Origin of the sequence: Ensifer sp. Root558, assembly GCF_001427045.1 — a bacterium.
Taxonomy (GTDB): domain Bacteria; phylum Pseudomonadota; class Alphaproteobacteria; order Rhizobiales; family Rhizobiaceae; genus Ensifer; species Ensifer adhaerens.
On record NZ_LMGC01000009.1, the window covers coordinates 99,280 to 119,904 of the forward strand.

At 63.7% G+C, this 20,625-nt stretch carries 21 protein-coding genes; 12 read left to right on the forward strand and 9 right to left on the reverse strand.

The window, feature by feature from the left end; translation table 11 throughout:
* Positions 1-41 precede the first annotated feature (41 nt).
* Positions 42-899 carry a MurR/RpiR family transcriptional regulator gene (locus ASD63_RS11700; protein WP_034787843.1) on the forward strand — a complete coding sequence of 286 codons (858 nt, stop codon included), beginning with the start codon at positions 42-44 and terminating at the stop codon, positions 897-899.
* A 17-nt stretch (positions 900-916) separates the two neighbouring features.
* On the opposite strand, the gene ASD63_RS11705 is transcribed toward ASD63_RS11700, so the two are convergent.
* The 6 genes from ASD63_RS11705 to ASD63_RS11730 form a co-directional block, all read right to left on the reverse strand.
* Entirely contained in the window at positions 917-2,215 is a 1,299-nt protein-coding gene (locus ASD63_RS11705; RefSeq protein ID WP_034787847.1) for an amidohydrolase family protein, read from the reverse strand.
* 45 nt (positions 2,216-2,260) lie between these two features.
* A complete protein-coding gene (locus tag ASD63_RS11710; protein ID WP_034787850.1) occupies positions 2,261-3,220 on the reverse strand; it encodes a GlxA family transcriptional regulator in 960 nt (319 codons plus the stop codon).
* Positions 3,220-4,215 (reverse strand): SLAC1 anion channel family protein, encoded by a 996-nt coding sequence (locus ASD63_RS11715; protein ID WP_034787853.1) that lies wholly within the window; start codon positions 4,213-4,215, stop codon positions 3,220-3,222. The genes ASD63_RS11710 and ASD63_RS11715 overlap by 1 nt, the downstream gene beginning before the upstream one ends.
* A 157-nt stretch (positions 4,216-4,372) precedes the next feature.
* On the reverse strand, positions 4,373-5,134 hold the full coding sequence (locus ASD63_RS11720; RefSeq protein ID WP_034787855.1) for a sulfite exporter TauE/SafE family protein: 762 nt from the start codon (positions 5,132-5,134) through the stop codon (positions 4,373-4,375).
* 28 nt (positions 5,135-5,162) lie between these two features.
* Positions 5,163-6,038 (reverse strand): MBL fold metallo-hydrolase, encoded by an 876-nt coding sequence (locus tag ASD63_RS11725; protein ID WP_060517836.1) that lies wholly within the window; start codon positions 6,036-6,038, stop codon positions 5,163-5,165.
* The gene (locus tag ASD63_RS11730) at positions 6,031-7,527 is read right to left on the reverse strand and encodes an aminotransferase class V-fold PLP-dependent enzyme (RefSeq protein WP_082566296.1); all 1,497 of its coding nucleotides are present in this window, start codon (positions 7,525-7,527) and stop codon (positions 6,031-6,033) included. Before ASD63_RS11730 ends, ASD63_RS11725 begins: the two co-directional genes overlap by 8 nt.
* A gap of 100 nt (positions 7,528-7,627) precedes the next feature.
* On the opposite strand from ASD63_RS11730, the gene ASD63_RS11735 reads away from it, so the two are divergent.
* On the forward strand, positions 7,628-8,110 hold the full coding sequence (locus ASD63_RS11735) for an Lrp/AsnC family transcriptional regulator (RefSeq protein WP_060529326.1): 483 nt from the start codon (positions 7,628-7,630) through the stop codon (positions 8,108-8,110).
* A 33-nt stretch (positions 8,111-8,143) separates the two neighbouring features.
* Here the strand turns inward: ASD63_RS11735 and ASD63_RS11740 are convergent, their stop codons facing one another.
* Both ASD63_RS11740 and uxuA read right to left on the reverse strand, forming a co-directional pair.
* A complete protein-coding gene (locus tag ASD63_RS11740; protein ID WP_034787868.1) occupies positions 8,144-8,836 on the reverse strand; it encodes an RraA family protein in 693 nt (230 codons plus the stop codon).
* Between the two features lie 8 nt (positions 8,837-8,844).
* A complete protein-coding gene (uxuA, locus tag ASD63_RS11745; protein WP_034787871.1) occupies positions 8,845-10,035 on the reverse strand; it encodes a mannonate dehydratase in 1,191 nt (396 codons plus the stop codon).
* A 201-nt stretch (positions 10,036-10,236) separates the two neighbouring features.
* Here uxuA and ASD63_RS11750 point away from each other — a divergent pair, with 201 nt between their 5' ends.
* The 10 genes from ASD63_RS11750 (at position 10,237) to ASD63_RS11795 (ending at position 20,262) form a co-directional block, all read left to right on the forward strand.
* Positions 10,237-10,980, forward strand: coding sequence for a FadR/GntR family transcriptional regulator (locus tag ASD63_RS11750; RefSeq protein ID WP_051659113.1), 744 nt, complete (start codon positions 10,237-10,239; stop codon positions 10,978-10,980).
* A 111-nt stretch (positions 10,981-11,091) separates the two neighbouring features.
* Positions 11,092-12,051 (forward strand): substrate-binding domain-containing protein, encoded by a 960-nt coding sequence (locus ASD63_RS11755; RefSeq protein ID WP_051659114.1) that lies wholly within the window; start codon positions 11,092-11,094, stop codon positions 12,049-12,051.
* A gap of 74 nt (positions 12,052-12,125) precedes the next feature.
* Positions 12,126-13,670 (forward strand): sugar ABC transporter ATP-binding protein, encoded by a 1,545-nt coding sequence (locus ASD63_RS11760; RefSeq protein WP_082572855.1) that lies wholly within the window; start codon positions 12,126-12,128, stop codon positions 13,668-13,670.
* Positions 13,667-14,659: an ABC transporter permease gene (locus ASD63_RS11765; RefSeq protein WP_034787896.1), complete on the forward strand. Its 993-nt coding sequence runs from the start codon at positions 13,667-13,669 to the stop codon at positions 14,657-14,659. Before ASD63_RS11760 ends, ASD63_RS11765 begins: the two co-directional genes overlap by 4 nt.
* A 108-nt stretch (positions 14,660-14,767) precedes the next feature.
* Positions 14,768-15,553 (forward strand): SDR family oxidoreductase, encoded by a 786-nt coding sequence (locus ASD63_RS11770; protein ID WP_034787900.1) that lies wholly within the window; start codon positions 14,768-14,770, stop codon positions 15,551-15,553.
* 19 nt (positions 15,554-15,572) lie between these two features.
* On the forward strand, positions 15,573-16,685 hold the full coding sequence (locus tag ASD63_RS11775) for a mannonate dehydratase (protein ID WP_034787903.1): 1,113 nt from the start codon (positions 15,573-15,575) through the stop codon (positions 16,683-16,685).
* A gap of 9 nt (positions 16,686-16,694) precedes the next feature.
* Positions 16,695-17,588 carry an SMP-30/gluconolactonase/LRE family protein gene (locus ASD63_RS11780; protein ID WP_034787905.1) on the forward strand — a complete coding sequence of 298 codons (894 nt, stop codon included), beginning with the start codon at positions 16,695-16,697 and terminating at the stop codon, positions 17,586-17,588.
* Positions 17,585-18,607, forward strand: coding sequence for a hypothetical protein (locus ASD63_RS11785; RefSeq protein WP_034787909.1), 1,023 nt, complete (start codon positions 17,585-17,587; stop codon positions 18,605-18,607). The genes ASD63_RS11780 and ASD63_RS11785 overlap by 4 nt, the downstream gene beginning before the upstream one ends.
* Positions 18,608-18,649: 42 nt before the next feature.
* On the forward strand, positions 18,650-19,492 hold the full coding sequence (locus ASD63_RS11790; protein WP_034787913.1) for a fumarylacetoacetate hydrolase family protein: 843 nt from the start codon (positions 18,650-18,652) through the stop codon (positions 19,490-19,492).
* A gap of 20 nt (positions 19,493-19,512) precedes the next feature.
* On the forward strand, positions 19,513-20,262 hold the full coding sequence (locus ASD63_RS11795) for an SDR family oxidoreductase (RefSeq protein ID WP_034787996.1): 750 nt from the start codon (positions 19,513-19,515) through the stop codon (positions 20,260-20,262).
* Between the two features lie 116 nt (positions 20,263-20,378).
* Here ASD63_RS11795 and ASD63_RS36100 read toward each other — a convergent pair.
* Positions 20,379-20,625 (reverse strand): isocitrate/isopropylmalate family dehydrogenase (locus ASD63_RS36100; protein ID WP_244497235.1); only part of this gene is annotated, 247 nt, incomplete at its 5' end.

Sequence of the window (20,625 nt, forward strand, 5' to 3'; positions counted from 1 at the left end):
GCTTGCCGGCGTCCCGCTCCGATCATGCAAGGGGAGGGGACGTGGCGCAGCGAATCCTGAAGCTGGTGCGCAGCGACGAGCTCAGACGCTCGAAATCTGATAAGCTCATCGCCAACTACATCGAGCGTAATCTGGCCGACATTCCCTTCGAGACGGCGCGTTCGATCGCGACCCGGCTTGAAGTTTCGCCGATGACGGTCGGGCGTTATCTTCGGCGCATGGGCTTCGACGGTCTCGACGAGCTGAAACTGGAGCTTCGGCGCGACGGCTCCAACAATCCTGCCTGGCAGGTGAAGGGATCGGTTGGCCGTCTGCGCGACGACAACCGCGAAGGCAAGCTGCTTGCCGGCCTGATCCAGCAGCAGATCGACAATCTCGGCATGATCTATGAGTTGACGACCGCGCCGGAATGGCAGCAGGCGATCGACGCTCTGATTGCTGCCAGCGAGGTCTATGTCGCTGCCTACCAGAACGTACGCGGCATCGCGCAGTATTTCGCGAGCCAGCTATCCTATACCCGGTCGCGGGTGCAGTTCGTCGATGGCCTCAACGGCACCTATGCCGAGCTGCTCGACGGTTCCGTCGAGGGACGCGTGCTGTTCCTGCACGACGTACGCCGCTTCGCCGCCAAGGCGCGGCCCTTGGCGGAGGAGGCGCGTCGGGCCGGCGTCAAGGTCATCCTCTTCACCGACGAGTTCTGCCCCTGGGCGCCGGAGGTCTCCGACATCTGCCTCGTCGTGCCCGGGTCCCATGGTCCGCTCTGGGATGGAGCAGCAACGACCGTCGCGGTCATGGACCTGCTTCTGAGCAACATCATCGTCGTCCTCGGCGACGAGGTCGGCGAGCGCGTCGCCCAGCTTACTCGGCTACAGAACGTCTTCGGCGACTTCGAGGATTGAAATCGAAGTCCGAAAGCTCAGGGCGCCGACGTCTGCGGGATGTAATCCAGCCCGATGTCGATGGAGGCCGGCCGGCCGTCGAGAAGCAGTTCGCTGATGCGCGGCGCCGTCCTGGCGATGACCTTGCCGTCCTTGACCACGCAGAGCCGGTTCGGTTTCAGCCGCAGCGCTTCGCTGACATCGGCCGCCTGCATCAGGACGAGGTCGGCCTTACAGCCGACGTCGAGGCCATAGCCTTCAAGGCCCATGGTTTTCGCTGCATTCACGGTGATGGCGTCGAAGATCTTGCGCTTGTCCTCGATCCCGCCCATCTGCGTCACGTGGATGGCCATGTGAGCCACTTCCAGCATGTCGCCCGAACCCATCGAGTACCAGGGATCCATGACGCAGTCGTGCCCGAAGGAAACGTTGAGGCCGGCCGCCATCAACTCGCGAACCCGCGTCATGCCGCGGCGCTTGGGATAGGTGTCGTGGCGTCCCTGCAGCATGATGTTGATCAGCGGATTGGGGATCACGTTGATCTCCGCCTCCGCCATCAGCGGGATCAGCTTGGAGACATAGTAGTTGTCCATCGAGTGCATCGAAGTCAGGTGCGATCCGGCGACGCGGCCCTGAAGTCCGAAACGGACCGTTTGAGCCGCCAGCGTCTCGATGTGGCGCGACATCGGATCGTCGGTCTCGTCGCAATGCATGTCGACCGGCAGGCCGCGGTCTGCGGCGATCCGGCAGAGCACTTCCACCGAGCGGGTGCCATCTTCCATCGTGCGCTCGAAATGCGGGATGCCGCCGACGATGCCGATGCCCATATCGAGTGCGCGGTTCAGTGAAGCCTCGCCGTCGGCCGCGCGAAAATAGCCGTCCTGCGGGAAGGCGACGAGCTGCAGGTCGATATAGGGCGCGACCTTCTCCTTTACCTCCAGCAGTGCCTCGGCCGTCACCAGCCGTGGATCGGAGGTGTCGACGTGGCTGCGGATGGCAAGAAGGCCCTGGCTGACGGCGAGGTCGCAATAGCGCAGCGCCCGCGCGACCAGCGCCTCCTTGGTCAACATCGGGCGCAGCTCGCCCCAGAGCGCGATGCCTTCCAGCAGCGTGCCGGAGACGTTCATGCGCGGCAGTCCGAGCGACAGCGTCGCGTCCATGTGGAAATGCGGGTCGCAGAAAGGCGGGCTGAGCAGGCGGCCGGTGGCGTCGATTTCTTCGCCCGCTGTCGCGGCAAGAGCCATCTCGATCGCTGCGATCTTGCCGCCCTTGACGCCGACATCGACGCCAAGCCGTCCGTCCGGAAGATTGGCATTGCGGATGATCAGGTCGAACATGCTGGTTTCTCCGGTGGCGGTAACGGCGCGGGCCTTGAGCGAGGCTTAGGAGCCGAAGCTCTTTCGATAAGCCGCCGGCGACGTGCCGAATCGACGAACGAAGGAACGACGGAAGGCGATATCGTCATGGAAGCCGATATCGGTCGCAATCTTTTTGAGCGGGATGCTTGTGTCTTCGGCCAATCTGCGCCCCGCCTCAAGCCGCATGCTCTCAACATAGTCAGCCGGCGTCATGCCCACCTCCTGCTTGAATTGCCTGGAGAAGTTTCGCTCGCTCATGCCGGTGCGCCTGGCGATCGCCCCGACACCGAGATCGGCAGAGAGGTTGTCGGCAATGTAGTCCTGCGCCGCGCGAATAGGGGTCTTCTGCGCAAGCTGGCCGGCAAGGAGCGTGCTGAACTGGGTCTGGCCGCCGGGTCGCTTGAGGAAGACAACAAGTTCACGCGCGACTTTCAAGGCGATGTGCAGGCCGAGATCCTTTTCGACGATGGCAAGTGCGAGGTCGATGCCGGCTGTCACGCCCGCCGAGGTCCAGACATTGCCGTCCTTGGTAAAGATGCGGTTGGGCTCGAGCTTCACCTCCGGAAAGCGCTTGCCGAATTCCGCCGCTTGCGACCAATGCGTCGTCGCCCGCCTGCCGTTCAACAGGCCCGCTTCGCCGAGCACGAAGGCGCCGGAGCATACCGATCCGAAGCGACTGGCACGGGCGGATGCGTCCTTCACCCAAGTCAGAAGCGATATCGGAAGCGGTCGTTCGTGAATGAGCGGGTCCCCGGCAACCAGCAGGGTATCGATGTCGGCAATGCCGTCATCCATCGCACGGTCGGGAAGGAGGGTCAGCCCGGAAGACCCACGCACCGGGGCGGTGGAGGCGCTGACGACCTCCACCGAATAATGGTCGGTGCCACTCTGACGGTTGGCCTCCGCGAACACGTCCGAAGGGCCGATAACGTCGAGGAGCTGGACGCCCTGCATTGCGACGATCGCGACTTTGTGAACGGCCATTAGCGAACCTCGAACAATCTGCCGGTGAGGATGATGCTGATCGTCCGATAGAAGACAACCGCAATCGCGCCAGCCAGAAACAGAAAGAACAGTCCAGCCAGCCCGGTGAGGACGGTGCTCTCGGCAGACGCAGCATACCGGAAGAAGGCGATCGAGAGCGCAGCAAGCGGAAAGCTGATCGCCCACCAGCCGACGCTGAAGGGGACATGGGAGCGGAATACCATCGGCGACAGGACGAGCATCAGAAACAGCGCGAAGTAGAACAGGACCGTGGCGAAGAGATCGACCGAACCCGTGACATTGGTATAGGCGAGGAAGCCGACGGCAAAGGGGGCGACCAGAACCATGAGAGACGGCCGAGCCAGCGCCGGAAGTGGATCTTCATGGCGCAACCGCGAGAAGATCAGCGCAATGAAGACTGCGGCGATGACGCTGCCGACCGAGAAGGCAAGCATGTTGACCTCATGTGCCCAGGCGAACGGCATGGCGTGGCCGGTAACGGCGATATCCAGAGTGGCGACACCGGGGATGAGCAGCGGCGGCAGCGTCGTATCGCGCGACTGTTGCCGGCCGAGGAAGCCCCTGGCGACGACATAAGCGAGGGCGAAGGTCAGCGCCGACGCAGCCGTCCAGACGACTTCTGACAGCAGCGGGCTATAGCGGTTCAGAAAAGCTGACTGCAGAAGCAAGCCGATTGCGACCGTTGCGAAGAAGTTGCTTTGAACCGGATGGGCGAATTCGGCGGCGACCGTGGCCGGATGGCGGTGCCACTTGAAAGCGTAGCCGAGCGCAAGGCTTAGAAAGATCGAAGTCCCGAGCCAGCCGACATATTCGCCGGGAAGGGCCGGCAGACCGATCGTCCTGGTGGCTTCGCGCCAGGCGAGGCTCAGGCCGGTTATGCCCATTACCGAGGCGAACAGGTTGATCGGAAGCTGCGAGATCGACCTGCGGGTCAACGGCGTGCTGTTCGAGAGGTCCATGGATTGAACGGTCATTGGATTATTCCTGTCCGAAAGAGTGCTGACAGGATTAAAACACGCCACGCCGTTGTCTTGAATGATCCAGATAGTACGATTCCGGACTCGCTGCGTATGTTTCCGGCCAAGGACCGATCAGTCGCGCCGTCATATGGATTGCGGACGGCGAAGCCGGTCACACGGCTCCGTAGCTGCGCCAGAGAACGTAAAGGCTGACGGAAAAGATGATCGCGCGGAAAATCTTGGTCAGCGTATCGCGCTGGGTCGAAAGCTGGGTCGAAACGATCGTGCCGATCACGCCACCCGCGACGCCACCCAGGATGAAGTAGCCGGCGATGCGCCAATCCACCAATCCAGAGGCGGCATAGTTGATCGCGGTCGTCAGGCCGAAGGTGCCGACAGCAAGCAGCGACGTGCCCACAGCGTTGATGAGCGGCATGCCGGTCGCAAGCAGCAGTCCGGGAACGATGAGGAAACCGCCGCCGATGCCGAAGAAGCCGGAACAGGTGCCGGTCAGAAGCGCTGTCAAGCCGGTCTTGCCGTGTGTGCCGAGCGAAAGCGACTGCGGTGTCGCCGCCGTGTCGCACCTGACCTTCCGCATGGCGAAGCTGACGAACATCATCACGAGGCCGAAGAGGAACAGCAATCGCTGGCCATCGATCAGCTTGCCGAGGCTGGAGCCGAAAAAGGCGCCAAGCGAACCCGCGACCGTGAAGATCAGCGCGCAGCGCCACCAGAGATGACCGCGGAGCGCGTGGCTTATCAGGTTGAGATAGGCATTGGCGGAAACCGCAAGCGCTCCGGTGCCGAGCGCGGTGTGCACGTCGCGGATGCCGACGACATAGATCAGGAGCGGCGTCGCCAGGATCGAGCCGCCACCGCCGATCAGGCCGAGCGTGAAGCCGGTGAGCGAACCGGAGCCGATCGCAAGCAGCATCTGCTGGAAGGGGTCCGCCACGATGCCGCTACCCCCAGACCGAACCGGGCAGCGCGTCGAGCGGTATCTTCAGGTAGCGTCGGCCGTTGTCCTCGGCGACAGGGAGCTCGCCGCCACGCACGTTCACCTGCAGCGCGTACAGGATGAGCTTCGGCATCGGCAGGGTGCGGTCGCGCGCCTCGCGCAGGCCGACGAAATCGGCCTCGGACTTGCCGGCAACGTGCGGGTTCGTGGCCTTCTGTTCGGCGACCGTGCTTTCCCAGCGCGCCTCGCGGCCGCCGGGGCAATAGTCGTGGCCGGTGAAGAGCCGTGTTTCGTCCGGCAGTGCCAGAATGGCCTGGATCGAGCGCCAGAGGTCGGCAGCGCTTCCGCCCGGAAAGTCGGCGCGGGCCGAGCCGCTGTCGGGCATGAACAGCGTGTCGTGAATGAAGGCGGCGTCGCCGATCACGTAAGAGATCGAGGCGAGCGTATGTCCCGGCGAATGCATGACGTGGGCCTTGAGCTCACCGATCTGAAACGTCTCGCCGTCGGCAAACAGCCGGTCCCATTGCGAACCGTCGCAGGCGAAGTCCGGCCAGTTGTAGATCTCCTTCCAGATCCGCTGCACGCCCTTCACATGTTCGCCGATCGCCGTCGGCGCGCCGGTCTTCGCTTTGAGGTAGCGCGCCGCCGAGAAATGGTCGGCGTGCGGGTGGGTGTCGAGGATCCACTCGACCGTCAAACCCTTGGCGGCGATATGGTCGAGGATCGCATCGGCATTCCGCGTCGCGGTCGAGCCGGACTTTTCATCGAAGTCCAGCACCGGATCGATGATCGCGCATTTGCCCGTCGCCGGGTCGGCGACGACATATTGGATGCTGCCGGTGCGGGGATCGTAGAAGCCGGTCACATCGGGCTTATGCATAGGCGAGGGCCTCTTCAGCCGCGGCGCACGGGAAGAAGATCGCGCGGGCGGGGTCAAAATCGTAATCGGCTTCGAAGCTCGGGGCGTCGGCGGCGAGCTGCGTGACGCAATCAAGAATGTACTTCACCTTGTCTTCCGAAAGCAGCACGCTGAAGTTCAGCCGGGTGAAACCCGGCTTCTCGATTTCCTCGCCGGCAAGGATCGCCTGGCGGATCTGTTCGGAGTGCTCGGCATCGATCGACAGCAGCCGGTGAACGTAAGGTCCGGCGCAGGCGCAGCCGCCGCGCGCCTGGATGCCGAAGCGGTCGCTCAGCATGCGGGTGACGAGCTGCTGGTGGACATAGCCGCCCTTGCCGTTCCTGATGCGGAACGAAAAGATCGGCAGCCGGTCCGGTTCTTGCAAGCCGAGCAGTTCCAGTTGCGGAATGGCCCTCCAGGCGGCAAACGCCTGCTCCGCCAGTTCGCGGTTGCGCCGCTCCATGCTCTCAAGCCCGATCGCGTGTTTGACGATGAAGGCAAGGGCTGCACGGATGTCACCGACGACGTTCGGCGTTCCGGCCTCTTCGCGGGCCTCGATGTTGGCGCTGTAGTCGTGTGTATCCGGCGAAACGAACTTCACCGTGCCGCCGCCCGGCCAGGTCGGCTTGTCGGTCGTGACACTGTCGCGGCGAACGATCAGGATGCCGGAAGCACCCGGGCCACCGATGAACTTGTGCGGCGAGACGACGATGGCGTCGATCTCGGCACCGGAAACGGGAGACATGGCGATTGGAACATAGGGGCCGGCGCCGGCATAGTCCCAGATCATCTTCGCACCGGCAGCCTTGACCATGCGGGTGATCGCGGCCACGTCGCTGGTGATGCCGGTGATGTTCGAGCCGGCCGAGAGGGTACAGACTGTCAGGTCGGACGAGCCAACGCTCAGCGCTTTGCGAAGTTCCGTGAGGTCCGGTCCACCCGCCGGGCATTCGGCGATCTCAACGATCTCAGCGCCGCTTTCGCGCCAGGGCAGGATGTTGGAGTGGTGCTCGTAGGGGCCGATGATGACGCGGACGGTTTGGCCGGCAGCAACCGCGTCGCTAACGCCGACGAGCTTGACCAGACGGTTGATGCCGGAGGTCGCACCGGAGCCGGTGAAGATCACGGCATGGTCGGCCGTGGCGCCGCAGAATTCCCCGATCAGCGCTCGCGCTTCCCGCCGCATCCGGGTCATGAAGCCCCCGCAATAGGAGGCTTCGGTGTGGCTGTTGGCGTAGTAAGGCAGGACCTCTTCGAGCACGAAATCTTCGATCACGCGCAGCGCGCGGCCGGAGGCGACGTAGTCGGCATAGACCAGTGCCTTCGTGCCGTAGGGACCGGCGATCCGCGCCTTCGCTCCGACCAGATCGTCGCGTAGCTCGGCGACGAGACCCGGCCGGTTGAGGGACTGGCGGAACCGGGCGAGCGGCGAGAGCGCCTCGCAGGGTTGGTGGACGGCGGGCACGATCATCGCGCTTACTCCTCGGAGCGGACATTGACAGCAATTGTAATCCCGTCCAGGGTCGAAAACCTCACCTATCTTCTGCGGTTTCATCGAGGAATTGTGTCAAATGATCGAATCGTCGTTCAAAATCGATGCTTTCGATCTGAACATTCTTACCGCATTGCAAAAAGATTCGTCGCTGTCGCAGCGGGATCTGGCCGAAAAGGTCGGCCTGTCGCAAAACGCCTGCTGGCGACGCCTCCAGCGCCTGCAGGCAATCGGCGTGATCCGGGGCTCGCATGCAGACATTGATCTCGACGCTTTGGGGCTGGATCTCACCGTGTTCGTGATGATCCGCACCCGCCATCACTCCAAGGAATGGAGCGACGGTTTTCGGCAGCATGTCGAGCGGTTGCCGGAGGTGATCGATTTCTATCGCATCGGCGGGGATTGGGATTATCTGATCAAGGTGGTGACCCGCGGCATGCGCGGCTATGACACCTTCTACCAGAAGCTCATCACCAATTTCGACCTCGCCACGGTCACCGGCTTCTTCTCGATGGAGGCGATCATCAACGGTCGCCCCGTGGATCTGAGCCGGTTGAGGTGAGGCGCCGTCTCCCGGCACCTCATCATTCTGTCGTTACATGACGCCGAAGCGTTCGAAGGCCTCGACGGTGCTCATGCCGGCCTCGATCGCCAGCCGCACCTTGTTTTCAGTCTCGGCCTTTTCCAGCGCCAGCGCGATCGCCTCGCGCTCCGCCTCCTTCGGGATGACGAGCACGCCGTCGCGGTCGCCGAAGAGGATGTCGCCCGGCCGGATGCGGATGCCGCCGATCTCGATCGGGATGCCGTAGTCGACGACCTTGCCGCGTGGGCCCTGGTCCTGGGCGTAGGAGCCGTAGCAGAAGGTCGGGAAATCGAGCGCGAGAATGCCGGCGCTGTCGCGGCAATAGCCGTCGCAGATCGCACCGGCCGCCTTGAGTTTCATTGCTCGCGTCGACATCAGTTCGCCCCAGACCGCATAGCGCGGCGACGAGCCGGAACAGACGTAGATCTCGTTTTCCTTCAGGCTATCGAGTGCATGGAACATCAGGCCGAAAGGCTTGGCGCTGAATTCCGAATGGCCGCCGGCCTCAGCGGTCGCGAAAAAATCCGCCTCCAGCACGGGCATCGCGCGGCCCACAGCGACCATGTCGTCGCGCAGCGCCTTGATCTGCGGCGGCAGGAACTGGTGCTGCAGGCCCATCGTGTCGAGAATGTCGCCGACCACGGCCGTGAACAGCCGGCTGCGCATGGCGGTAAAGAGTTCGGTATCGTCTTCAAAATGTTTCATGTCTTCCCTCAATCCTTGTGCGCCATGGCCGTTGCAATGCCCTGCATGACGCCTCTGATTTCTGCGAGACCCTTCAAGCGCCCGATCAGCGAATAGCCGGGGTTGATCCGCTCCTTGCCGATGTCGTCTGCGAGCAGATGGCCGTGATCGGGCCGAAGCGGGATCTGCCAGTCGGTGCGACCCTCGCGGACGCGGCGCTCCTGCTCCTGCATCAACGCCAATATCACCGCGGGCATGTCGCTCGATCCGCCAAGATGGTCGGCCTCGTAGAAGGATCCGTCTTCTTCGCGCTGGACGTTGCGCAGATGGGCGAAATGGATGCGCGGGCCGAATTCGCGCACCATGGCCGGCAAATCGTTGTCGGCGCGTGTGCCGTAAGAGCCGGTGCAGAAGGTGATGCCGTTGGCCGGACTGTCGACGGCAGCGAGAATGCGCCGGACGTCGGCCGGCGTCGAAACGATCCGCGGCAGGCCATAGAGAGAGAAGGCTGGGTCATCCGGATGGATGCAGAGCCGGATACCGACTTCTTCTGCGACCGGCACGATCTCCCTGAGGAAGCGCGCGAGGTTCTCATGCAAGATGTCGGCGGTGACGCCATTATATTCCGAGAGGGCTGCGAGGAAGCTCGCCCGGTTGAACTGGCGCTCGGTGGCCGGAAGACCGGCGATCAGATTGCGTTCGATCCGGTCGATTTTCGCCTGGTCCATCTCGTCGAAACGCTGGCGGGCGGCGGCGATCTGCTGCGTTGAGTAGCTGTCCTCCACATGCGGACGCTGCAGGACGAAGAGGTCGTAAGCGGCAAAATCGACAGCATCGAAGCGCAGCGCAAAGCCGCCATTGGCCAAAGGCTGCATCAGTTCCGTGCGCGTCCAGTCGACCACCGGCATGAAGTTGTAGCAGACGATGCTGATGCCCGAACGTGCCAGGGCGCGAAGCGTATCCTTGTACCAGCCGATATAGCGATCGCTATCTGGCGTCGCGAGCTTGATCGAATTGTGCACCGGAATGCTCTCGACGACGCTCCAGCGCAGGCCGGCCGCCTCGATCAGCGCCTTCTGCTTAAGGATAGCCTCATCGGACCACGGCGAGCCGTCGTAAATGTGATGCAGCGCCGACACGATCCCTGTGGCGCCCGCCTGCCGGATGTGGCTGAGCGGCACCGGATCGTTGGGCCCGTACCAGCGAAAGCACTCTTCCATCAGTCTCATGCAGAACTCCTACCCGCTTCCGTGGCTATTGTTGGACCACGCCCGGCAATAATGTCCCATTGGTCCAACAATTCAAGTCTGAAAGCGGAGATTTCGCGTGAAAATCACCGATTAAGCTGAGACCTTAAAATTTTCGCTTGACGGAAACTGCAATCTGGACCAACAAATAAGGCATCGCAGGGAGGAGAGCCGGTGAGCAGTTCGGTAAGGGAAGAGGTGTTGTCGGGCGTCGAGGCCGTGGAGCCGGGCAAGACCTCGGCCGTCGATCGGCTGGTCGAGCAGATCCGCGACATGATTTCTGAGCGTGGCCTTGGTGTCGGTGACGCGTTGCCGACCGAGCGTGATCTCGGCGAACAGTTCCAGGCCGGCCGCAACACCGTGCGCGAGGCGCTGCAGGTGCTGCGCGCCTATGGCATGGTCGAGACCCGGCCGAAGGTGGGCGCCGTGATCAGCGGTGGCCACGGCGAGGCGATCCGCCGGCTCTTTGCCTTTCACAACGGTATCTCACCGGACTCGTTTCATGACCTGCAGGGCTTCCGCCGCATCATCGAGACCGGTGTCGGCGAACACATCATCCTGACGGCCAGCGACGCCGATTTCGACCGGCTCGATGCGATCAATTCCAGGATCCTTGAGGCCGAGAGCGTCGAGGCAGCCGCACAGTGCGACTATGAGTTCCATTCGGCGATCGTCGAACTCTCGGGCAACCGCACGACGCTTGCCGCCTATCACATGCTGCGTTCGGTGATCGAGGAGGTCATGCGGCTCGGCAAGGCCGAACGTCCGGTGCACGCGGCGACCTTCGAGGCGCATGCCGAGATCATCCGGGCGCTGAGGGCGCGCGACCGCATCGCCTATGTCTACCTGATGAGCCGTCATCTGGAGTTCGGCATCCGCTTCGTCGATGCCGTGCCGGGCAGCTCGCAGCCACGATAAACATTTGGAGATTGGGTCCGAACCGCGCTTCACGCGGTGCGGGCAGCCATTTGCCGGATTTTCGCCCGTTGGTCCGGCGGCACGAACAGGGCACTTGGGAGGAGAACCAATATGAGCAACATGAAACGTCTGGCGCTTGCCGCACTTCTTGCCACCGTCAGCTTTGCGCCGGGCGCAGCCTTTGCTGGCGGCAAGGCGATCGCTGGCATCGTCTTCCAGCAGGACCAGTATTTCCGCGGCATCCAGATCGGCATGGAGAAGGCTGCGGAAGCCGCCGGCGACGAGCTTCTCGCCGGCAACAGCGACAGCAAGCTGGAGAAGGAAGCGCAGCTCATCGACACCTACATCGCTCGCGGCGTGAACTCGATCGTCGTGGCGCCGCTTTCGGCCGATGCCTCGGTGCCGGCGCTGAAGAAGGCGCGTGATGCTGGCATCACGGTCGTCACCTACGGCACTTCGGCCAATGGCGACGTCGCCCAGGCGACGGTGACGAGCTCGGACCGCGATATCGGCATCGGCACAGGCAACGCCGCAACCGACTTCCTGAAGACCCTCGGCAATGGTGGCAAGGTCAAGATCGGCACGCTCGCCTTCAAGGCACTGCTGCCTGAACAGTCGAACGCCCGCGTCGACGGGTTCTTAAGCGTCGTCAAGGACCAGGTCGATATCGTCGCCCAGCAGGATGCCTGGCTTGCCGAAAAGGCGCTCGCGGTCGCAAGCGACATGCTGACGGCCAATCCCGATATCCAGGTGATCTACGCTGCCAACGAGGGCGGCACGATCGGTGCGGTCCAGGCCGTGAAAAAGGCAGGCCTCGAAGGCAAGGTCTTCGTCTTCGGCACCGACGGTTCCGAGCAGCTCGCCAACATGTTGCTGAATTCCGACAACGTACTGCAGGCAACGACGGCGCAGCAGCCGCTCGAGGTCGGCAAGCAGGCGATCGAAGCGGCACAGAACCTGCTCGACGGCAAGAAGATCGAGACCAAGGTCAACGTGCCGGTGCTGCCTCTGACGCGCGCCGATACGCAGGCGGTCGCGGCCTACAAGGAAGGCCTGAAGGCGCTGAAGTGATTGGGTTTTGACGTCAGCCGAGCGGCGGGACATCGCGCCCGCCACTCCCTCGTCTTGCACAGCAGGAAATCCGCATGAGCTATCCGCAACCGAGTTCAGCCGCGTTGCAAGGGGTGCAGGGACGGCTGGACTTTCGGGCCGTGACCAAGCGTTACGGTCCGACTGTCGCCCTCTCCGAATTCACCCACAGCTTCGCCCCCGGCCAGGTGCATGCCCTGATGGGCAAGAACGGCTCGGGCAAATCAACGCTCGTCAAGCTGCTTGCCGGCGTCACCGAGCCGACATCGGGCACGATCAGTGTCAATGGCGAGGATCGCCATTTCACCTCGCCGCATGATGCCTTTGCCGCCGGCATCGTCACCGTGCACCAGGAGCTCTCGCTGGTGCCGGAGCTTTCTGTCGGCGAGAACATCTTTCTCGGCCGGCTGCCGCATCGGCGTCGCGCCGGTTTCAGCGTCGTCGACTGGGCGGGCCTGCACAAGCGCGCCGGCGAATTGCTTGCCGACATGGGGCTTGCGATCGATTCCCGCCAGCCGGTTTCGGCGCTGAGCGTCGGCCAGCAGCAGGTGGTGGAAATCGTCAAGGCGATGTCCTTCAACCCGTCGATCCTGCTCTTGGACGAACCGACCTCGGCGCTGGCGTCGCGCGAGGTCAAGCAGCTCTTCGCACTGATCGAACGGCTGCGCGCCCGCGGCGTGACGATGATCTACATCACCCATCGGATGAGCGAGCTTTTCGAGATTGCCGATACCTGCACGGTGATCCGCGACGGCCATTACATCGGCGCGGTCGAGATGAAGGCGACGACGCCTTCGGCGATCGTCGGCATGATGTTCGGCGATGCCGCCCGCGCAACGCGGCCGCCGCGGCGCACGCTCGATCGCACCCGGCCGGTGCTCGAGGTGCGGGATCTCAGCCGCTCCGGGCATTTTCAGAATGTTTCTTTCGATCTCTATCCGGGCGAAATCCTCGGAATCGCCGGCCTGCTCGGCGCCGGGCGCACCGAACTGATGAGGGCGATCTTCGGCGCCGACCGGATCGACAGCGGTTCAGTGACGTTCAACAGTCGCGATATGACCGGTGCCAGCCCACGCGACATGCGCAATGCGGGACTCGGCTACACGCCGGAAAATCGCAAGGAGGTCGGCCTCGTGCAGTCGCTTTCGACCGCCGACAATCTCTGCATGGCGAGCCTCGGCCCGATCTCCAACAGAGGCTTCATTTCGCGCCGCCGCGAACAGCCGCACGTGCGCCGCCAGATCGCCGATCTGCACATCAAGTGCGGCGATCCGGAACTGCCCGTGTCGTCGCTGTCGGGCGGCAACCAGCAGAAGGTGGTGATCGGCAAATGGTTGAACCGGCAGCCGTCGGTGATGTTCTTCGATGAGCCGAGCCGCGGCGTCGACGTCCAGGCCAAGCGCCAGATCTTCGACATCATCTGGCAACAGGCCGCCGATGGCCTTGCCAGCCTCTTTGTCTCGACCGAGCTCGAGGAGGTGCTGGAAGTCGCCGACCGCATCCTCGTCATGCATCACGGCGCCGTCGTCGCCGAAGTGGATCCGACGAAAACCGACCTGACCGAACTCTACGGCCTGTGCATGGAAGGGGCCAAGCAATGACACTCGTGAGCCAGACCACGGAAACAGGCGGACAGAACACGCCGCTCAAGTTTCTGAAAACCTACCCGATGGAGATCATTCTCGCCGCATTGGTGATTTTCCTGATCTTCGTCGCACCAGGCTTCGCCTCCACCAGCAACGTCTTGAACGTGCTGCGCACCGTCTCGATGCTCGGCATCATCGCCTTCGGCATGACGGCGGTTATCATCAGCGGGGAGATCGATCTCTCGGTCGGCGCCGGTGCCGCGCTCGCCGGCTGCATCGTTGCCTGGTTCGCCGACCGTTTCACCGACACGTTCGGTGACTGGGGCGCGGTCACCGTCGGTTTTGCGGTGGCACTTCTGCTCGGCTTCTCGCTCGGCTATCTCACCGGCCGTTTCCGGCAGTGGTTCAACGTGCCGACCTTCATCACCACCCTGGCGCTTTTCGCGGCACTCCGCGGTGTCGCCAATTTGATCACCGGCGGCTTCCCGATGTCGTCCTTCCCGCTCGGTTTCGATTTCCTCGGCGGCGGTTATCTCTTCGGCATTCCGTTCCCGGTCTATATCTTTGCGCTGACCTTCGCGGCGATGCACTTCCTGATGAAGTACACAAGCTTCGGCCGTGAGGTTTACGCGGTCGGCGGCAACATGGAGGCGGCACGTCTCTCCGGCATCGACATCTGGAAGGTGAAGGCGCTGACATTGGGCCTGACCGGCGCGCTAACCGCCGTCTCCGGCACGCTGATCGCCTCGCAGATCGGGGCCGGCACCGGGACGACGGCGACCGGCATGGAACTCGACGTGATCGCGGCCGTCATCATCGGCGGTACCTCGCTCTTCGGCGGCAAGGGCCGGATCTGGGGCACGCTGATCGGGGTGCTCTTCCTTGGATGCATCTCCAACGGCATGACGCTGATGAATGTCAGCGAATATTGGCAATACGTCGTGCGCGGCGGGATCATCCTCGGCGCCGTGCTCCTGAACCAGGTTCTGGAACGGGTGCGCTGAGACCGGCGCGGGGTGTCCGCATCCCGCTCCCCCTTATGACCAACGATCACGCTTATGATCTCGGGTCGACGCCGGCCCGGATCATCGCGATCCATCGCGGAGACAATCATGACTGAATTCAAGGGAAAGATCGCGCTGGTCACCGGCACGTCCGGGATCGGGCTTGCCTCGGCGATCCGGCTCGCCTCGTCAGGCGCCACCGTGCTTGCCTGTGGCAACGACGTCGCCACCAACGAGATCTTCGACCGCATAGCCAAAGAGCGCGACTTGCCGATGTCGACCCGACTGACGGACGTTGCCGTGGAAGCAGAGGTCGAAGCGGCCGTGCGCGAGGCGGTGCTGCGCCACGGCGGCCTCGACATCATCGTCAATGCCGCCGCCGTTCACCCCTATGGCACCGTGCTCGACACCAGCGCCGAGACCTTTGCGCGCTGCCTGTCGGTCAATGTCGGCTCGATATATCTCACCGGCCGCTTCGGCATTCCGGAAATGATGAAGCGCGGCGGCGGCGCGATCGTCAACATCTCCTCGGTGCAGGGTCATGCCTGCCAGCAGAACGTCGCCGCCTATGTCGCTTCCAAGGGCGCGATCCATGCGCTGACCCGCGCCATGGCGCTCGATCATGCGGCGGCGAAGGTCCGGGTCAATTCGGTCAGCCCAGGCTCGGTGCGCACGCCGCTGCTATCGCTTGCAGCCCGCACCTATGGCGGCGAGGGCGTCAGCGAGGCGGAAGCCTTTGCCCGCTTCGGCGCTGCACACCCGATCGGCCGCATCGGCGAGCCGGAGGAGGTGGCCGAGCTGGTCGCTTATCTCGCCTCGGATCGCGCCGCCTTCGTCACCGGCTCGGACTTCCGCATCGACGGCGGCCTCACCGCCGGCATCGGCGTCAAATAATCGGATAGGAAACGACAAGATGAAAATCGGCCTTGGGCTCTACCGGGAGCAACTCACCCCGGATAACTTTCAGTTTGCCTTGCAGGCGGGCGCGACCCACGTCGTCGCGCATCTCACCAACTATTTCGCCGGCAAGGATCCGAAGATCGACAGTGGCGACCAGGGCGGCTGGGGTGATTGCTCCGGTGACCGGCTCTGGACTTACGAAGAGCTGTCGGCGCTGGTGAAGGACGTGCGGGCCGGTGGGCTGGAAGTGGCGGCGATCGAGAACTTCTCGCCGCGCTTCTGGCATGACGTGTTGCTCGACGGGCCAGAGCGGGCGCAGCAGATCGAGGGGCTGAAGCAGCTCATTCGCGACGCCGGTCGCGCCGGCATTCCCTGCATCGGCTACAATTTCTCGCTTGCCGGCGTCTATGGCTGGACCCGCGGCCCCTATGCCCGCGGCGGTGCGGAATCCGTCGGCTTCGGCGTCGAAAACAGCATCGCGCCAAGCCCGGATGCGCCGATCCCAGACGGCATGGTCTGGAACATGCGCTATCGTCGTGGCGTCGCCGGCGCTGCCTCCGTTTCCGTCAGCTCGGCGGAGCTCTGGGACCGCCTCAGCCACTTCCTGAAGGAGGTCGTGCCGGTCGCCGAGGAGGCGGGCGTGGTGCTCGGCGCTCACCCGGACGATCCGCCAGCCGAGGAACTGCGTGGCACCGCGCGGCTCGTCAACCGTCCGGAGAAGTACGACCGGCTGATGGCGATCGTCGACTCGCCCTCGAACGGGCTCGAACTCTGCCTCGGCTCGCTGCAGGAAATGCCGGGAGGGGATATCTACGAGCACGTTCGTCGTTTCGCCCGCTCCGGCCGCATCGGCTACATCCACTTCCGCAACGTACGCGGAAAGATGCCGCGTTATGTCGAGACCTTCGTCGACGAGGGCGATATCGACATGGCCGAAATCATCCGCATCCTGCGCGACGAAAACTACCAGGGTGTGATGATCCCCGACCATACGCCGGCCATGACCTGCGGCGCCTCCTGGCATGCGGGCAAGGCCTTTGCGCTCGGCTACATGAAGGCGCTTGTGCAGAATGCCGAGGCGCTCGGCCCCGCGCGTTCGATCCCGACAAGCATCGCAGCGGAATAGGAGGCGGAGATGGCCCGTGAGCTCGTCTGTGTCGCGCCCGTCGGCGACCGCTGCGGCGAGGGCGCCGTCTGGTCGGCGGAAGAGGCGGCGCTCTACTGGACCGACATCAACCGCTTTCTGATCCACCGCTATGACGAGGCGACGTGCGCGGTCAGGACGTGGCTCTTCGACGAGCCGGTGGTGGCGATCTCGCTGACCCGTGAAGATGGGCGTCTGCTCATCGCTCTCGGCTCGAAGCTCATATGGTGGTGGCCCGAAACCGACCGGCGGCAGGATCACGGCTTCGTCCTGCCCGGTTCACCGCGTGTTCGGCTGAATGACGGTCGCGCCGATCCCCTCGGAAACTTCTGGGTCGGCTCGATGAAGAACAACGTGCTTCCGGATGGCCAGCTTGGCGACGTTGCCCCGGGCGAGGGCATCCTCTACCGGATCGCACCCGATGGCACCGTCACCGAATGGCGGCATGGCCTCGGCATTTCCAACACGCTCTGCTGGAGCCCGGATCGAAGCACCTTCTACTTCGGCGATACGCTGGCAAACGAGATTTACGCCTTCGACTATCATGCCGTGGACGGCTCGATTTCCGGCGAACGACCCTTCTTCACCGGTTTCGATCTCGGCGCGCCCGACGGCTCGGCGATCGACAGCGAGGGGTTCCTCTGGAACTGCCGTTATGGCGGTGGCTGCATCGCCCGTGTTGCGCCGGATGGCAGCCTTGCCGAGACGATCGATATGCCGATCACCAACATCACCACCTGCACTTTCGGTGGCGCCGACCTGAAGACGCTTTACATCACCACGGCCGGTGCGGGGCCAGCCGAGCGTCTCGCCGGCAGCCTCTATGCCATGCGCGTCACGGTCGCCGGCATGCCGGAAAACCGGTTCGGGGCGGCTACAAAGTGAGCGCGGAGACCACACGGCGCGCGCTCGCCTGGGCGCATGGCTGCCTCTCGGTGCAGTCGCTCGGCGGCATGCTCGGCCCGGTGCTGTTCCTGCTTCCGGACGGGCGGCAAGTCAGCCCCTTGCAAGTTGCGCCTTGGGGCAACGATCCCGAGCGCGAGACGCTGCCGGAAATCCTGAAGGAATTGCGTGGCGAGTGGCCGTGTGTGCCTTTCGGCAGCGACGCCAGCCGCACGCTTCCTGCAGGCTGGTCCGTAGACGGTGAGAGTTTCGACGGCGCCGGCGTGCCGCATGGCCATAGCTCCAATGTCCATTGGGCGTGGGGTGCCTGCGACGACCGCCAGATAGCGATGGAATGCCATTATCCGGAGAACCATCCGATCCGACTGTTGCGGCGGCAGATCGTGCCGGATCCAAATGCGCCCTCCATCGACATCACCCTGGAAATCGAGGCCCGGCGTCCGTGCCGCCTGCCGATCGGCCTGCATCCGACGTTCCGACTGCCGAGCCGTCCCGGTTCGGTCACGATCGAACCCGGCGCCCATGATCGCGTCTGGAGTTTTCCCGGCGATGTCGAACCGGGCGCGGCTCTGTTCTCGCCCGATCGGCAATGGTTATCGCTCGGCAAGGTCGAGACGCGCAAAGGTGTCATGCTCGATGCGTCGCAGGTGCCGCTTGTCGAGGAGACCGAGGACCTGCTGCAGCTCTCGGGCATCGACGGCAGCCTGGCGCTTCACTATCGCGATGAAGGTTTTCGCGCGCGGCTCACTTGGCAGAACGAGCATTTCCCAAGCTTGCTGCTTTGGTACAGCAACCGCGGTCGCAAGGCCTACCCCTGGAATGGGCGGCACGTGGCGCTCGGCGTCGAGCCGATCGCATCCGCCTTCGATCTCGGACCGGCTGTCTCCACGGGCGACAGCCCCATCGCGGGCTCCGGCGTTGCAACGGCGATTGCCTTCGAACCCGATCAGACCTTCACCACCCGCTATCGGCTTTCCGTCGAAGCCGCTCCGATCGGCTGAATGGTCGCTCGCTGAGACATATCCAACTGAAAGGCCAAGAGAATGAAATTGTTGCGTCTCACCGTCGACGGCTCTGCCGTGCCCTGCATCCTCGACGGCGAGGGCAACGCGCGGGAGGTGTCTTCGCTCGTCCAGGACTTCACGGCGGAGACTTTGCCTGGTGTCTTGGCAGTGCTCTCCGGCGCCGATTTCGCGGCGCTCCCTGTGATGCCGGTGGTCGATGCGGACATCCTGCCGCCGGTCGCAAGGCCCGGTACAATCTGGTGCGTCGGCCTCAACTACTCCGACCATGCGGAAGAGGCGGGACTGCCAGTGCCGTCCGAACCGATCCTCTTCAACAAGGCGGCCGGCACCTATTGCGGCCCGAACGCACCGCTTCTCCACTCAGAGAAAATGTCGAAGCTGGACTGGGAGGTCGAGCTCGGCATCGTCATCGGCAAGCGGGCGCTCAACGTATCGCGCGCCGAGGCTATGGACCATGTCCTCGGCTTCACGATCGTCAACGACGTCTCCGAACGTGCCTGGCAGATGGAGCGCGGCGGGCAGTGGGTGAAGGGCAAGAGCTTCCCGAATTTCTGCCCGACGGGCCCCTGGCTTGTGACGAAAGACGAGGTTCCGGACCCGCAGGCCCTGTCGATGTGGCTCGACGTCAACGGCGAGCGCATGCAGGCGGGTACGACCGCGCGCATGATCTTCGACGTCGCGACCATCGTCTCCTACATGAGCGAATTCTGCGTGCTGGAGCCCGGCGATCTCATCTGCACCGGCACGCCCCCCGGCGTCGGCATGGGCAAGAAGCCGCCGCGCTATCTTGGGCCCGGTGACGTGGTCGAACTCGGTATCGATGGACTCGGCCGCCAGCGTCAGGTCGTTCAATCCCTCTAGACATGCAGAAGGGTTTCACCATGAAGGAAAAGACGGGACGTTTGGCCGGGCGCATTGCCGTGGTCACGGCTGCCGGCCAAGGCATCGGCCGCGCGGTCGCCGAACGACTGATGGCTGAAGGCGCCGAGGTCCACGCCAGCGACATCAATGCCGAGCTGCTCGCCACGCTCGAAGGGGCTACAACGACGCGGCTCGATGCGACGGATCATGTGGCGGTCGGTGCCTATTTCGACGCCTTCGCCCGGGTCGATATCCTCGTGCACGCGGTCGGCTACGTGCATCAGGGCACGATCGAGGAATGCTCGCCCGCCGATTGGCGGCGCTCGGTGAACATTACGCTCGACAGCGCCTATAACGTCATTGCCGGCGCAATCCCGAAGATGAAGGCCAATGGCGGCAGCATCATCACCATCGGATCGGTTGCCTCCTCGATCAAGGGTTTCCCGCGGCGTGCCGCCTATGGCGCCGCCAAGGGTGGCGTCATAGGCCTGACCAAGGCGGTGGCAGCTGACTACGTTTCTCAGGGCATTCGCTGCAATTCGGTCTGCCCCGGCACTGTCGCATCACCCTCCCTGGAAGAGCGCATCGGCGAACTTGGCGAAAAGCTTGGAAGCCGGGATGAGGCCTACCGGTCCTTCATCAGCCGCCAGCCGGCCGGCCGGTTCGGCACGGTCGAAGAAGTCGCCGCCATCTGCGCCTTCCTCGCCTCCGACGAGGCGGCCTTCATTACCGGCCAGGCAATCAACATAGACGGCGGCATCACGATCTGAGACGCCGCATTCTCGCAAGGCCGTGAAACGCAAAACACCTCCGGATGCGCTCCGGAGGTGTTGGTTTTCGTAGGCCTGTTGGCGTCAGCGTGACGCCGTCCGGGATCGGTTGTCGCTTACGCCGACAGCGCCTTGAACTCGGCAAGGATGGCGTCGCCCATCTCGGTGGTGCCGACCTTCTTTGCCCCTTCGGCCATGATGTCGCCGGTGCGGATGCCCTGGTCGAGCACGTTGGCGATCGCCCTCTCCAGATTGTCGGCTTCCTTCACCAGGTTGAAGGAGTAGCGCAGGCACATGGCGAACGACGCGATCATCGCGATCGGGTTGGCGATGCCCTGGCCGGCAATGTCGGGTGCCGAGCCG

Bases quoted from the DNA above. Each gene is read 5' to 3' on its own strand.
- uxuA (WP_034787871.1), bottom strand. From the start codon at position 10,035: ATGGAAGAGTGCTTTCGCTGGTACGGGCCCAACGATCCGGTGCCGCTC.
- ASD63_RS11770 (WP_034787900.1), top strand. From the start codon at position 14,768: ATGACTGAATTCAAGGGAAAGATCGCGCTGGTCACCGGCACGTCCGGG.
- ASD63_RS11710 (WP_034787850.1), bottom strand. From the start codon at position 3,220: ATGGCCGTTCACAAAGTCGCGATCGTCGCAATGCAGGGCGTCCAGCTC.
- ASD63_RS11780 (WP_034787905.1), top strand. From the start codon at position 16,695: ATGGCCCGTGAGCTCGTCTGTGTCGCGCCCGTCGGCGACCGCTGCGGC.
- ASD63_RS11720 (WP_034787855.1), bottom strand. From the start codon at position 5,134: ATGCTGCTTGCGATCGGCTCCGGTTCGCTCACCGGCTTCACGCTCGGC.
- ASD63_RS11760 (WP_082572855.1), top strand. From the start codon at position 12,126: ATGAGCTATCCGCAACCGAGTTCAGCCGCGTTGCAAGGGGTGCAGGGA.
- ASD63_RS11740 (WP_034787868.1), bottom strand. From the start codon at position 8,836: ATGAAACATTTTGAAGACGATACCGAACTCTTTACCGCCATGCGCAGC.
- ASD63_RS11725 (WP_060517836.1), bottom strand. From the start codon at position 6,038: ATGCATAAGCCCGATGTGACCGGCTTCTACGATCCCCGCACCGGCAGC.
- ASD63_RS11730 (WP_082566296.1), bottom strand. From the start codon at position 7,527: ATGATCGTGCCCGCCGTCCACCAACCCTGCGAGGCGCTCTCGCCGCTC.
- ASD63_RS11735 (WP_060529326.1), top strand. From the start codon at position 7,628: ATGATCGAATCGTCGTTCAAAATCGATGCTTTCGATCTGAACATTCTT.
- ASD63_RS11715 (WP_034787853.1), bottom strand. From the start codon at position 4,215: ATGACCGTTCAATCCATGGACCTCTCGAACAGCACGCCGTTGACCCGC.
- ASD63_RS11795 (WP_034787996.1), top strand. From the start codon at position 19,513: ATGAAGGAAAAGACGGGACGTTTGGCCGGGCGCATTGCCGTGGTCACG.
- ASD63_RS11765 (WP_034787896.1), top strand. From the start codon at position 13,667: ATGACACTCGTGAGCCAGACCACGGAAACAGGCGGACAGAACACGCCG.
- ASD63_RS11705 (WP_034787847.1), bottom strand. From the start codon at position 2,215: ATGTTCGACCTGATCATCCGCAATGCCAATCTTCCGGACGGACGGCTT.
- ASD63_RS11755 (WP_051659114.1), top strand. From the start codon at position 11,092: ATGAGCAACATGAAACGTCTGGCGCTTGCCGCACTTCTTGCCACCGTC.
- ASD63_RS11775 (WP_034787903.1), top strand. From the start codon at position 15,573: ATGAAAATCGGCCTTGGGCTCTACCGGGAGCAACTCACCCCGGATAAC.
- ASD63_RS11790 (WP_034787913.1), top strand. From the start codon at position 18,650: ATGAAATTGTTGCGTCTCACCGTCGACGGCTCTGCCGTGCCCTGCATC.